Genomic DNA, 14,704 nt, shown 5'->3' on the forward strand with positions numbered 1-14,704 from the left:
CGCGACGCGTCATCCTTTTCTTTTAAGCTGGAAAGCTTGTATCATCAATTGCGGGTAGAGAAGGCGCAAGCTTTTGGCCCGCGCCTTCTGCCGATCCTTTAGGCGTCAGATTCGATCGACCGCTCCCGACGAATCTGACATCGAGCCAACAAGACTGTACACGTAATAGGACGCGCCATCGCGCATCACCGTGCCGTCGAACTCCAGCGACCGGACGCCAGCGCCGGCCTCGTTTTCGATTGCGACCGAACCATTCCCGAACGTGAACACGTTGCCGCGACCGGCGGCGATGATGCCGTCGCGGTTGCCGTCCGGTAGTGCGGTCAGACTGACGAGGAAATCGTTGTCCGAAAAATCGGCAATGCGATCACGTCCGCCAGCTCCTGTCGCTTCGTATAGGAACGTGTCAGACCCTGCGCTGCCGATCAGGACGTCGCTACCCTGCCCGCCGACCAGCAGATCTTTGCCCTCGCCGCCGTCCAACGTGTCGTTGCCGGCCAGCCCGAAGATGCGATCGTTGCCGTCCTGCCCTTCGAGCCTATCATTTCCGTTCGTGCCGTTTAGGGTCTCGTTACCGCCGCCAATGGCATCGTTCGCAAACTGCGCCACAGCCCGGTTTGGATCAGTCGCCGATCCGACGTCGCTGTACACGAAATAGGACGTTCCGCCCCGGACGAACACGCCGTCATATTCAAGGGAGCGGACCGTACCGCCCGCCGACGATGCGACAGCCACCGTACCGCCGCTCGCCAGGTCGAACAGCCCATTGCGGCTGGTGGAAATAATACCGTCCCGATTGCCGTCGCGGAAGGCGGTGGTGGTGACCACAAAATCGTCGCTGCCAAAATCAATGATCCGATCAGATCCGCCGGCGCCGTTCGCGTCGTAGAAGAACGTATCAGAGCCTGCGCCGCCACTTAGCGCGTCGCTGCCGAGACCGCCGGTCAGCAGATCGTCGCCCGCTCCCCCCTCGATCACATCGTCTCCGGCGTTGCCCGACAACCGGTCATTGCCGCCGAACCCCTGTAGGAGATCTACACCAGCGGTGCCGTTCAACGTCTCGGCAAAGTTGCGGAAATCGAACTGCGCCAACGCCGGATCGTGATCTGAAAGCGCCGGGTTAACACCGCCTTGGCTATTATAGCCGGTGTTGATGTGGACCACGTCGTAGCTGGCAACGGCGCTAAGCTGCTGGTCGACCAGAACGTGGTCAATCGCTTGGCTGCGTCCGTCGAAGGCGTAAGTGTAGCGCTCTGCCTCGGTCAGTTCAGTGACCGTTAGGTTGTCAAAGCGCGCGCCGCCTTCACGGGCATTTCCGTTCGCGTCGACATAGCCGGTCGCCGCCTCGAGCGGACGATAAAAGTAAAAGTCGTTCCAGTCTCCGCCTGCGATGATGCGGTTGCCCGACGATCCGGACTGTACGGTATCGAGCATGTGCCAGATATCGTCGGCGATCTCGCTGCGCTTCTCCCAGCCTGCGTTCTCCGGCTGGCCTACGTTGATGTTCTGATCGAACTGCCAGAACTGACCCGACCCGCCCTTCGAGGGCAGGTGGTTGGCGGTGACATAGACCGCGTTGCCGTTGAACGTGAATTCGCCCAGCAGCGACTTGCGCGTGTTCGTCCAGTCCGTCGTGTTGATCTGGCCGGCAATCATGCTGTCGTCGAAGGCGATGGCGTCGCCCGCATCGCGAACGCCGTCACCGATGCGGTCGGTAAAAGCGCGACGTTCGGCCAGGCTCGCATCGGCGGTCAGGTTGCCGAGTTGCACGCGGTTAGTATTGTACAGGAAGCCCACGCGGATGTTGCCGCTCTGCTCGCCACCTTCGGCATTGTACACGGGCGCCTCGTCCACCCACTGGTAACGCTCGCCCGTCGCGGCATTGACCGCGTCGATCAGTAGCTCCCAGGTGCGCGACGCATCCGTGCCCGTGGTGGATATGCCATCGCCCGCAGCGGCGCCGTTATTGTCCTGGATTTCCTCGATCGAGAGGATGTCGGGTGCACCGAGATTGTTGGCGATCGCGTCCGCCAGCGCAGCAAAGCGCGCAGTGCCGTCCGTAGGGTCAAGATTCTCGACGTTAAACGTCGCGAAGGTCAGTGCCCGCTCGTCCGCTACGATAGACGTCACCTCCTGAACCGGCGTCGTGTCTTCTACGACCGTCACCGGCTCCGTCACGAACAGCTTGAGATCTGTAAAGTCGAATTCGAGGATGCCGGTGACATCGCCGAGCTTGTCGCCCATCGACACAATATCAATCAGACCGGCGGGAGCCGATGTTGCGAAGTCGGAGAAATCGACTTCGAAGATATCCGGATTGACGTCGCCATCGTGTAGGTAGTTGCCGCCGCTGTGCGTATCGTCCTGGGTGTCATCGGGCGTGTTCGGGGGAGATAACGGGGGATCGCCTGCAACCGTGTAGCCGCCGCGACTGTTGATCTGGTCGGCATCGGCGTGGACGGTCGAATAGGCCTTAAAGTACGGATCGCCGCCGGTGGTCGAAACGAAGCCGTCCGCCGCCACCATGTCGGGCACTGTGATGTGCATGCCCTCGATGGTCTCAAAGAAGTCGAGCGCGTCATTCTCCGGGTCAAAACCGGGCGCGGTGCCGGTATTGAAATAGTTCGGCACTTCATCGGTTAGGATCGAATTCGGGATGGCACGCCCATCCGATCCGTCCAGCACCAGCGTCGGCAACGCCTGATTGCGGGCGTCGACCGTGATCCCCTCGATCCCCATCAACACCGTACGTGGCAGGTTGCCGAAGGCCTGGTATTCCATAATGTGCGCGGTGACGGTGACCAGGTCGCCGGCCCGAAGGTCAGGCGCGACCGACGCGAGCGTGCGTCCGTTGTTGCTATCGTCGCGTGTCATCACGAAGATACCTTCGGAAGTCAGCGCGCTGATGTCCCAGTCGGCTTCCTCCTCCATCAGGTAGAAGCCCTGACGTGCGCCGACGCCGTCGGCCGCGGTGACGACGGCCTGAATGGTGACGGTGATCGTTGACTGGGTGTTGAAGCCGGTCACGCCGTCCGACGCCAGTAGCGCGCTGAAGTGCGCTGAACCCTGAACGTCGTGGATGGCGAAGACGTCGTCAGTCAGGACGGTGCCCTGACCCAACGCGTCCTGCAGCGTCGCTCCGCCCGTTGCATCCGACAGCGACACGAAGAAGGTCTCATTGGCTTCGGGGGTCTCGTCGCCGTTAACCGCGACCCTGATCGTGGCGGTAGTCTGGCCTGCGGCAAATTCGATCACGCCCGATGCTGCATCGAAGTCGGTCCCGACTGTCGCAGTATTGCTGACCGTCTGGTATGCGACCGAGAACGGCGTTTCACCGCCGGTGCGTGTCACGGTGAAGGTGGCGAAAACCTGCCCACTGTCCCCTTCCATAACGCTAGCGTCGCTGATCGACACGGACGGCGGGAGGTCATCGTCGTTGCGGATAATGGCCTGCCCCTGCGCATCGCTGAGCTGCGCGCCGCCGGTCGGGTTTGTCAGGTTGAGGAAAAAGGTCTCATCGCCCTCAGCCAGCGTATCCCCCAGCACGGTGACCGATATGATGGCGCTATCTTGCCCCGCCTCGAACGTCAGCGTGCCCAAAGTGCTCACGTAATCGGCACCGGAGGTAGCGGTGCCGTCGGCGGTCGCGTAATCAACGCTAAACGCGCCTTCGGCACCGTTCCGAACAACGGTGAACTGGACGGTGCTGCTATCGGCATTGCCTTCAGAGAAGCTAATGTTGGTCACCGAAAGCTGCGGAACCGCTGCCAAGAAGCTTTGGCCGGCGTTGATCGCGCCGGGGGTGTCGTCGGAAATCAGCGCGAAGGTGAAGTCGGACGCCTCGTCGCCCGATCCGACGCGGCCGATCGATGAGCCCTCAGCATCACCCATCTCGATCACGCCGACATCGGTACTGGTAAGCCCATCGGCAGGACCACCCACCGCAGTGAAACTGCCTTCGTAGCTTAGGAACTCAACGACGCCATTCGGACCGATCAGCGCAAGGCCGTCCGGTGCGCCATTCTGCAGGCCGGTGGCAGCAACGCTTATCGTGCCGAAGCCGTTCTGCTGATCTGCGATGATTCCCGACAGACCGATCGTGCCGTAGGCCGCTCCGTTATTGCCATTGTACAGAACGATCGAATAGCCCGTCAGATCAAGGCCTGCGACCCCTCCGATCTCGATGAACTCTCCCTCGTCCGCGCTTGCGTCATCATAGTGGAACTCGTTGATCCACGGCTGCGCCGCCACAGCCGCAATATCGTCGTTGCGAACGGTGCCCGTCGCCTCGCCGTCAGCGATGCCGGCACCGGCTCCGTTCGACAGTCTTAAGGCGATCGTCTCGTCCGCTTCGAACTGCGTATCGCCGCTCACGGCGATCCGTACCGTTCGGCTGGTTTCACCATCGGCGAAGGTCAACGTACCCGCTGGCAGGGAGCTCGCCACGTCGGCCGCATCGGCGGTGCCGAACGTCGCGGCATAATCGACCGTGGCTGCGCCGGTGCTGCCGCCGATGCGTTCGACGGTAAAGACCATCTCGGTCACGCCTTCATTCCCCTCGTCCACCAAGACGTCGGCGACACTGAACTGACCGGCTGCGCCAGTCTCGACCGCAAAGCTTGCAGGATAGGCAACGCCGGCCGCGTCGTTGACCGTCCAGTTCGTTTCATCGGCGATCGCCGCTAGAATTTCCGCCCTGGAGCCATTGAGCGGCCCTGAATAGGCGGCATTGTCCTCCGCAAATGCCAGCGCGTCGGTGCCAAAGGTCAAACCCGTCGGCACAGCAGTCGTGTTAGTGTTGGTTGCATCTCCGGCATAGGCCGTGTTGGCATCGGCGAAATCGACCGCGAACAGGAACGTCGGGTTCGCTGCATCGCCGACATAGGCGATGATCGAGTCGCCCGTCGTCGATGGATTGAACGAACCGCTCAGACCCGAGATTGTCACGACCGTACCGATCGCCGTTCCGGCAGGGACAGTGTAGCTGACCGTCCCCTCGCCCGTGCGAAAGCCACCGGCGGCCCGCCACCCGTTGTCCGTGAAGGTGATCGTCTCTCCGGACAGGTCGGCCAGCAGTACGAAGGCAAACGATTTGACATCGGTATCGGCACCATAACCAACGAACGCGATATCACCTGAACTAGCCATGTCCTGCCCTCCTATTTCGCAAACCCCGACCAACTGATGTTTTCCCCCGGCGCATGCGATCGCCGATGGTCGTTCGAGGATGCGAAGCACTAGCCCGCGAACATGACAGTTTCTTTATCTAAAATGTTAAGGATGCCACCAATTTGGCGAGGGTCGGTTTAAGTCGATCTGGCCGCGCGCTCCGCCACGGTCCGGAACATTTGCACAATGCACCAAGCCACCCAGCCTGTTGGCGAGCGTGGCGATCGAGGAATGCTACTTGCGCAGTTTGATCTTCGTGCCGGCTTCGTGCCCTCGCGGTCCGCCGCCTTAATTATCAGGAAGGGTACCGCTTACTGTCTCGGCCTTAAAGTTCTCGATCGAGCTTAACGCGTGTAGGGGCGCACCCCGCAGTGCGCCCCTACCGTGCGGTTAGTGAAAACGTTCCGGGTCAGAAATTGCCGAACGATTCCAGGCCGGCTGACGAACCTTGCAAACTGTAAACGAAATAGTCCCGATTGGTCGCATCGTCGTGGTAAATACCGTCATACTCAAGCGAGCGAATGCCTGCGCCCGTGTCGCTGGTGATCGTCACGACCGTACCACCCGCCAGATCAAGCGCCTTATTGCGACCGAATGTGATCGTGCCGTTTTCGTTGCTATCGAAGATCTGCACGTCCGTCAGTAGGATGTCCTCTGACGAAAAGTCGATTATGCGGTCCCGGCCCGCGCCGTCCGAGGCCCTGAACACGAACACGTCGCCGCCGTTGCCGCCCCGCATCGTGTCGTTACCGGCGCCACCGATCAGGATGTCAGACCCGCCGTTGCCCCTCAGATCGTCGTTCCCGGCGAGTCCGGTCAGCAAATCGGCATTGTCGGCGCCGACCAGCGCGTTCCCACGACTTGTGCCAACGACGGGGTTGAGCTCCAACAGTGCTTGACCACCGGGCGACCCGATCTCCGCGGTATCGCCGGGGGCTGTGTAGGCGCCGTTGACACCAATTGCACTGATCTGCGCCAGCGTGACATTGTCTTGAAACGAGGGGTTTTCGAACGTGGCGTTGTTGACGGACTGTCCGAACGATACTGTCGCACGCAGTCGATTGTTTGCGTCGTACAGGTTGAGCGCGTCGCCGCCAGTGCTGAGGCCGACGCCCGACCCGCCATAGCTGCCGAACTGAAGGTTTTCAGGAGCGAAGCCGCCGAACCAGGTGTCGATGAATGCGCGAGACGCAGTTGCCAGATCGTTCGTCTCCAGGAAGATGACCGACTCGCCTGCTACGACTGATCCAATCCCGTTTAGGGCCACCGCCGCGATCGGTGACTGCGAACTGTCGTCCACCTTCCAGCCGTTGATGTCGATTGCGAAGGAAGCGGTGTTTGTGACCTCGAACCAATCCGCACCGATTGGGCCGTTGCCGCTGGACCATGGGGCGACCTCGGTAATGATAAGCTTGCCGGCACTGCCGGGGGAGCCAATCTCAGCAGGATCGCCGGCGGCGGCAAATGCGCCATTGACGCCGACCTCGCTGAGGGTCGAGGCGACGGGGAGTGGCAGCGCCGTCGCGTTCAGCCCGGCCTTGTTGTCGAAGCTCTGGTAGGGCGATGTGGCATCGGAGGCGCCAAAGGCGATTCCCGCCAGCCGGTTGCCCTGCGCGTCGAAGATGTTGAGTGCGTCTCCACCGGTGCTCAGACCGATGCCGCTGCCGGAATAATAGCCGACCTGCAGCCCCGCAGGCACGTTGCCGCTGAACCATGTGGCGACGAAGGCGGCGGCGGTCTGCGCCGTCCCCTCGACATAGATCACTGATTCGCCAGCGGCGATTTTCGCGACGCCGTTCAGCGCCACAGCATTGGCCGTGCTGTTCGAGTTATCGTCCACCTTCCAGCCGGCGACCGCAACCGCGCTCGTTCCGGCGTTCGTCACCTCGAACCAGTCGGCACCATAAGGTGCACTGCCGCTGGCCCATGGCGCCACTTCGGAGATAAAGACGCTCGCCGGTCCGCCCTCATTGGCAACGTCAGTGACCGCAATCGTAAACGCCGTGCTTACGTCGGGCGTAGCACCGACCGTCGGATCGTCGACGGTCACGATCACAGAATAACTAGCCTTCGTTTCGTAATCGAGTGCGGTGCCCGCTTTGAGATAGAGGCCCGTTGCGTCAACTTCGAAGACCGCGGCATCTGCCCCGGTGACAGCCAGCGCATTTGTGCCCAGTCCGTCGTCGGTAACAATCACGTCGGCGACCTTGATGCGTGACGCCGTGACGGCATTTTCCGCAATCGCCGCGACCGAATTTTGAAGCGCAAGCGCGGTCGGCGCGCTGTTCGTTGCCGTGCTTGGCGCATAGACCCATAGCTGAGCATGGTTGATGTCGCCGCCGCCATTCTCGCTGACAACGTAGATGATGCCGCTACTGTCGACCGTCAGGCCTTCGTGCTGCTGATCGGCAAGGCTGAGAGGATTGCCCGCGTCTGAGGCCAACTGCAACGTACTTAAGACGTTGCCGTTGCGATCAACTTCTACGATCCTGCCCTGCTCCTGGCTAAGTACGAGTAGATGGTCCTGATCGGCCTGACCGACGCCGCCCGGCCGGTTGGACAGCGCGAACACGTCGGCGAAATCGCTCAGGCCGGCTTTGGCGGGATCGAAGAGATCGGCACTGTTTTGGGTTGTTGCCGACCCGTTGCTGGCGATGTTAGTGGCGAAATCGATCGTCGTCTGGAAGATGCCCTCGGGGCTGATCTCCTTTACAAAAATAAAGCCCCCCGTGATCGGATCGTAGGTCAGCCCTTCCAGCCCGATGTTGTTGACGAAAGTGCCGAGGTTGGCGATCTGCGCTTCGGTGCGCTCCAGTGTTCCGCCGGCCTCATAAGTGAATTTGACCGCGTTACGGTCGCGCTCCTCGGTCATCACGAACTGGCCGTCGCCAATATAGGTGATGCCTTCGGGATCGTAAAAGGCGGTGCCCTGCGGACTGCTGCCGGTCGACAACGTCATCGTGCTAATCAACTGGCCGGTCTTGCTGACTTCCGTCACAGATCGGCCACCGTCACCCACGATAAACAGCGTGTCGGTGTCCCAGTTGTAAGCGACGCCCGACGCTTCCTGCCCCAGCAGATTACCGGCCGGCGCGGCAGTACGGGTGGGCTCCGGCAAGTCGTAGCGACCGACGCGAACGTAATTGGACAGGTCCACAAAAATCTCCCCCGGATAGCTCTGACGACCCTAGCCAATGCGACCGAGCCGCAGAATGAGGGTCGCACGGTGAATCAGCAGGCTTTGCACATCTGCCGCGAGCGACCTCAAACTAAGAAGACGTGTTAACCATCGATTGTGACAAACTGCTGACGGCACTGTCAGACCAAATGCACCGATCGTTAGGGGAGGGCGGGTAGGCGGGGCGGATGCCACGTCCCGCCGAACCTTCCAGCCCGTTTCGCTATTTCAACTCGTCGCCGGAGGTGATCCGGCTTGTCGTGATGATGTATGTCCGCTTCCCGCTATCGCTGCGCAACGTCGAAGACCTGCTGTTCGAGCGCGGCATCGATATCACCCATGAGACGGTACGTCTGTGGTGGAACCGGTTCGGTCCGCTGTTTGCCAGTGAGATCCGTCGACAGCGGGTGTCACGGATGCGTGGTTTCTGCCACTGGCAATGGCACCTGGACGAGATGTACGTGAAGATCGGAGGCGAGATGCGCTACCTGTGGCGCGCCGTCGATCACGAGGGCGAAGTGCTCGAGTCTTTCGTCACCACGACCAGGGACAAGGCGGCGGCGCTCACGTTCATGCGGAAAGCCCTGAAGCGGCACGGAAGCCCCGCAGTCATCACGACCGACGGCCTACGATCCTACAAGGCCGCAATGAACGATCTGGGCAACGCCGAGCGGCAGGAGATAGGTCGCTGGGCAAACAACCGGGTCGAGAACTCGCATCTCCCATTCCGACGACGAGAGCGAGCGATGTCGCGGTTCAGACAAATGAAGACCTTGCAAAAGTTCGCCTCTGTCCATGCCGGCTTCCACAACTACTTCAGCCTCGAACGTCACCTCGTCGATCGGACCACCTACAAGAAACGACGCTCCGCCGCCCAGGCGGAGTGGCGGTGCCTCGCGAGCTGAAAACCGAGCCCGCTGCGATAGCTTCGTCAAGTAGAGACGAGTTCGACTTTGTTTGACACCTCCGTGGCAGCGTGATGCCGGCGGCGTGTACCGAGTTTACGAGGCAGATCGGCAGGCAGCCTGACCCAAGCCGCTCGGCACGCTCACCGCCAATAGAAAACCGGGGAACCCTTATGTATTCCCCGGTCTGACTTGCGCAGCCTTAGTTGTAATCTAGGCTACGTATTTAAGCGCGCCTTAGCCGAAAGCCAAATCATTCACGCCGACCGTGGAATTGGCCACGCTGTAAACATAATATGTCGTCCCGTCGTGCTCAATACTCCCGTCGAATTCGAGGCCGGTGATCCGCTTTCCTGACGTGTTGAACATCGAGATTTGACCGCCATCATTCGACGCAATTGCGTCGTCAGGCCCCCCCATTCCGCCGGACAAATTCAGAACGCGATCGCTTCCGAATTTGATCAGTCCGTCGCCATCGATGTCTGCAAGACTAATTGTCGTTACCAATAGGTCCTGAGACCCAAAATTGCTGATTAAATCATTACCGAGATTTAGATCCAACGCTGTGTCGTAGAAGAAGACGTCACTGACGCTGTTCGTGGCATCCCCGAACAGTTTGTCGCTTCCCAAGGTGCCCTCGACGGCTAGGAAAGGACGCACGCCTGCGTCGGCGTAGACGGAAATTCCGGCGCAAGCCTCGCCAAGATATCGAAGTGCGGCGACGCCAGTTATCGTGAGAAGATCGCCGTTTGAAGCTGGGCCATCCAGATTGAGCACGCCGTCCTTGCCGAACCCGATGATGCCATCGCCGTTAGCGTCGATCAACGTGCCCCTGGTGACGAGGACGTCGTCGTTGGCGAAGTTGGCGATGCGGTCTTTTCCCGTGACGGCGGGCAGATCGAAATAGAAGCTGTTATGAAAGCCCGGGCCGGTCAGAACCTGCGCTTCGGACGAAGAGCCGTTTTGAGTGCCGGCGCGCTGAACGGAGGCGCAGTCCGGCAGGGTTGTCCCGCCATCACCGCCAACCGTTAACGTAACCACGGCCGATGAACTGAGTTCGCCGTCCGACGCGGCGTAGGTAAAGCTGTCTGTCCCGGAATATCCGTCCATGGCTTCGTAGGAAAAGCTGCCATCGGAATTGAACGTGACTACACCGTGGCCGGGGCCGCTCGTCAGGCTGGCGGTCAGCGGATCTGAGTCCGGATCGGTATCGTTAAGGAGTACATTTCCCGAGCCCTCCCCGCCGACGAAGTTAAAGCTGTCGTTCACTGCGACGGGGGCAGCATTCGTATCGATATCTGGAATGATGCTGTTGATCACGTCATCGAGGTTGTCGGCGATGCCCATGTAGAAGGTCAGTACGGTGGAGGCGCCGGAGGCGAGCTCGCCGACACCGAAGGTGATGTTCACACCGGTATCGCCCGTTGCTGTGTAGCCTTCCGGTTGCGGATCGTCATAGGCAGCCGCGACGTAGGGATCGTTGTTTTCGAATCCGAAGTTTGAAACGACGGCGCGCGCGTCGGCTGAATAGTAGAAGAACGGCGACGTGCCGCCGGGAACATAGGAGGCGATAAGCGCCCCACCGTCGCCTTGGCGGATCACCTCGTTGTCCGTCGTAAATCCAGGTGCCTGATCCGGATCGACGTTGCGCATATATCGCACGTCGCTCATCGCCGCGCCGGAGGTGTTAACCAAAGTAATATCGACGCGGATGAAGTTATCGCTTGCGGCGACTGAGATCGTCTGGCGGACCTGAAGTCCGTCGGTCGTCGTGCCGACCCACTGGGCTTGGCCGAGCGCAGCTGTCGAATTGTTGCTCGCCTCGCCGGAGATCTGCGTAAGACCTGTGCGTTCCTTGTTCGTGAGCACGACGGTCGCCGCGTCCGTCTTGTACCCGACCGAGAAGCCTTCGACGGGACTGCCGGGCAGGGTTGCGTCCCGAAACGTCGGCTGCTCACCAACGCCGAAACCATCCGTGTCGGCGAACAGGCCAAGTCGAAGAAAACCATTATCGGTGTCTGTGAAGAAGCCGGTCGGGGCGGCCGTGACAGTGCCTAGTGATCCGCTCTGATTTATGCCGACGTTAATATAATTGCCCTGAAGAAAAATCTCGTCACCCACTTGTGCGTCCAAGACTGGCATCGCCCATCTCCTGATCTGGCTGTTTATTGAGGTTTAAAACTGAACAGGCCAAGATCAGCAGAGCGCGTACAAAAGCGACTCGTCAAAGCGAGCTATGCTATTCCTGACGATCGGTAAGATTGACTATCAAGCGGAGCGGGGCATGTCCCATATGGGATATGGTAAAAACTTTATTAAGACGAAGCTCACTTGAATATGGTACAGCCTGCTGCCGGTAGACGTTACGGGGTATTCCGTGCACGAGCAGGATCGATTGCTTGCGCTTTTCAGGCAGGCGGCCTTTGGCCAGGGTGCTTGGGAAAGCGCGCTCGCCTCACTGGCGGAGCTGTCATTTTCGAGAGTCGCGCAGATTGCGGTAGTGGATCAGACAGGAAGTCTGGTGATGAACATCGTCACTGGAGCGTCGGCAAGCGAAAACGCTGCATATATTGAGGCGGGAGGTGCTGATCCGGGCGTGAATTTACGGACGAAAGCCGTTCTTCGAGCTGACGTGGGTTCGGTCATCTCGGAAGCCGATTTTGCCACCTCCGAAATGCTCGCGAGCAACAAGTTCTACAATGATTTCTTTGTACCGATCGATCTTCCGCATTCCTGCATGGTAAAATTGTTTGACTTTGGATCCTACACGGCGGGATTAACTCTTTTGAGGCCGTATAAATATGGAGAATACCGGGCTGACACGAAAGACCTACTGAAGGCTATATCCCCTGTTTTATCGGATCTAGTGTGCTCGGAATTGCACTATACAAAGCGGCATGTGCGAAACGTGGCTCTCATCGCCGATTTATTCGCAAGTCCAAACCTTGCGGTGACCCCGGATTTGCGCGTCGTACACGTTTCGCATGATGCGGAACAGATACTGTCGAGAACAAGCCTGTTGCGGATACAGTGCGGCCGGCTCTGTGCTGCCGATGGTGATGTTCAAACGCAACTCACCCAGCTGGTTCTAGGAACTGCATCCCTGTGTGAAGCAAAGCGCTTGAGCGTCGATCTGAAGCTGCGGAACCACAGTCACACCGAACTACTGGGGGTCCGCGTTTGTGCCTTGCCACGAGAGAGTCTGGGGTCCCTAGCGCGAGCTACCGCGCTCATTGTTCTGCAAGAGGTCACCCGAAGTTTCAATAGACCACTTATCAGGAGCCTGGACGAGTTCGGTGTCGCCTACGGGTGGACGGTAACGGAGTCCGAGGTGGCAGCTTCGATCCTCAATGGGTTTCGTGCCCAGGCGATAGCAGAGCGCCGGGGGACTTCGGTCGGCACGGTGCGCAACCAGATCAAGTCGATACTCGGGAAAACAGGTGTTGAAAGTCAGATCGAACTTGTTTTGCGGCTCAAATCGCAACTGGATGTTGTTGTCACCCGGGATTGAACAGACCATTTCCGGGCGCTAGGTGATCGCCGTCATGATGATTGGTCACAGGACTGCTGCCATCGCGATCCAAGGCCATGCAACTCACTCATCGACGGCCGCATAGCGCGCCCAGTCGGCTGGGAGCAGTATGAGATACGCGAAAGCTGTAGACCGCAAGTAGGCGATGCGACGCAGCGGTTTGCGGCGGCCTGATCTAGCTTCCACGGGCGGATCGTCGCTCGTTACATGGCTCCGGTCAATGGCGGCTTTCTACCCAAGTGCGGACGGTCCGCTTGGCCGACCGAGGCGTCCGCTATCGCCCACAGTCGAACCTGTCGGGAGGCGGTTCGTACTCCGGAACGCGGTCATCCGTTCAGCACAATCGTTGCCGATTTCCCATCTTCGATAAGTTACGAGATGTCGAGGCTTCGTTCACAACAGGACTGGCTTACCGATCTTTGGTACGGGGCGGGGCTGCAATTAGCGCCGTCCGCTTGTCGAAGTAACAGGCAAGGATGGAGCCGACGGAGATCATGAGGAACGGCATAGCGGTATAGTGGTAACGAGTCTGGCCGCTGAAGCCGAAGGCTATGGCAGTGCAGAACACCGGCATCGCCGCGGCGACAAGTAGTGTTGCAGAACTTTCGCGCCGCCAAGCCGAGCGCGCCGAAAGCGCAAATCCGAAAGTACCGGCTACGATGGTGGTAAAGTAGAAAAGCTGGTTTATTGCCTGAGCCACCTTCCATACCGTCGCTAGTTGGGGATGACTTTTCTGTACCGGCCAAAAACCATCTGCATCCGTCAACCAGAGCAACGTGACTTTTCGAAAGCCGAGAAGCGTCCAACGGACAGGGTGCTCCGTGATCCAACGGCGTGCCATCCGCTTAAGCCGAACGTCGATGGCGACCTGTTGTGCAACTCGCTGATCCCAAGGGATGCCGACCTCCGCCCAGAGGGGACTCTTCTCTACTTGGAAATAGCCGCCATCAGCGAGCGAATTGGCTCCGGCCTGCAGCGCGAAGCCGCCGTTGGTCGACACAAGTACTGGTGCGTCGAGACGGGTCATGTTGCGGGCGGTCCAAGGTAGAATTACGAACGCCATGCCGACGATCGCGGCCAGACCGGTGCGTAACGCTTCACGCCAACTAAAGCCTGGAACGGCAATAAGCATGGAGACGAGAACGAACGGTAGAAGCAATAGTATCTGCGGCCGCATCAGCGTTGCCACCCCAAGCAGCAGTCCCGCGGCAACGGACTGCCAGAACCGCCCTCGGGCTTGGGTCAGCAATGCCATGCCAGCCATCACGACCGCAGTCGACGTGGGTTCAGCGGCGGTGTCGGCGGTGTAGAAGATATGGGCAGGGTACAAGGCATAGAGCAGTGCCCCCATGCGGGCAGAGCTCTCACCAAGAGCGAGCGCACGCGCAAACCATAGGATCAGCACAATCGTAGCGGCCTGCGCGAGCAGATTGAACAGTATGGGACCTGTCGTAGACGGGCCGAAAACAGCGCATGCGATGCCGACCAGCGCGGGATAGCCCACCGGCCAGAAGGCCGTAGGTAATCCGGCCTCCTGAAAGCCCATACCCGCCGCGAGTTCCCGACCGCGGTGCAGATACCAGAGTGAATCTGAACCAGGATCAATGGGGAAGAAGACAATGACCGCGATGCGCAAACCTATCGCCAGCAACAGAATGGCTGGCACCGTCAAGTTCGAAGTGCGGAAGATGACCCACGTAGCTCGCCACGATTTAGGTGACTGAGCGGCTTCGTTGAAGGTATACATATCCTCGCTGTTGTCCTCGAATCACGTCAAAAAGGTTGTGTGCTAGCATACCTGAAGGCGCGGTATGGTATCGGCGTTGCCGCCGCGGTCAGTCTGCCAATCTTCATATTCCCTGCGATCATGCTCGTCCCATTTTTACCGGGAATGATAGCTGATCCTTTGCCCTATCCGCA

At 59.6% G+C, this 14,704-nt stretch carries 6 protein-coding genes; 2 read left to right on the forward strand and 4 right to left on the reverse strand.

What is annotated here, in order from left to right:
• Nucleotides 1-105: 105 nt before the first annotated feature.
• Together U1737_RS09180 and U1737_RS09185 are read right to left on the reverse strand one after the other, a co-directional pair.
• A complete protein-coding gene (locus tag U1737_RS09180) occupies nucleotides 106-5,238 on the reverse strand; it encodes a Calx-beta domain-containing protein (RefSeq protein ID WP_332796537.1) in 5,133 nt (1,710 codons plus the stop codon).
• Between the two features lie 340 nt (nucleotides 5,239-5,578).
• Nucleotides 5,579-8,326: an SdiA-regulated domain-containing protein gene (locus U1737_RS09185; RefSeq protein ID WP_332796538.1), complete on the reverse strand. Its 2,748-nt coding sequence runs from the start codon at nucleotides 8,324-8,326 to the stop codon at nucleotides 5,579-5,581.
• Between the two features lie 209 nt (nucleotides 8,327-8,535).
• Here U1737_RS09185 and U1737_RS09190 point away from each other — a divergent pair, with 209 nt between their 5' ends.
• Entirely contained in the window at nucleotides 8,536-9,252 is a 717-nt protein-coding gene (locus U1737_RS09190) for an IS6 family transposase (protein ID WP_332796539.1), read from the forward strand.
• Between the two features lie 237 nt (nucleotides 9,253-9,489).
• On the opposite strand, the gene U1737_RS09195 is transcribed toward U1737_RS09190, so the two are convergent.
• The gene (locus U1737_RS09195) at nucleotides 9,490-11,394 is read right to left on the reverse strand and encodes an Ig-like domain-containing protein (protein ID WP_332796540.1); all 1,905 of its coding nucleotides are present in this window, start codon (nucleotides 11,392-11,394) and stop codon (nucleotides 9,490-9,492) included.
• 235 nt (nucleotides 11,395-11,629) lie between these two features.
• On the opposite strand from U1737_RS09195, the gene U1737_RS09200 reads away from it, so the two are divergent.
• Nucleotides 11,630-12,763 carry a helix-turn-helix transcriptional regulator gene (locus U1737_RS09200; RefSeq protein WP_332796541.1) on the forward strand — a complete coding sequence of 378 codons (1,134 nt, stop codon included), beginning with the start codon at nucleotides 11,630-11,632 and terminating at the stop codon, nucleotides 12,761-12,763.
• Nucleotides 12,764-13,193: 430 nt separating this feature from the next.
• Here the strand turns inward: U1737_RS09200 and U1737_RS09205 are convergent, their stop codons facing one another.
• On the reverse strand, nucleotides 13,194-14,531 hold the full coding sequence (locus U1737_RS09205; RefSeq protein ID WP_332796542.1) for an ArnT family glycosyltransferase: 1,338 nt from the start codon (nucleotides 14,529-14,531) through the stop codon (nucleotides 13,194-13,196).
• Nucleotides 14,532-14,704: the final 173 nt, after the last annotated feature.

The organism is Sphingomonas fucosidasi, assembly GCF_036663855.1.
GTDB lineage: Bacteria > Pseudomonadota > Alphaproteobacteria > Sphingomonadales > Sphingomonadaceae > Sphingomonas > Sphingomonas faeni_B.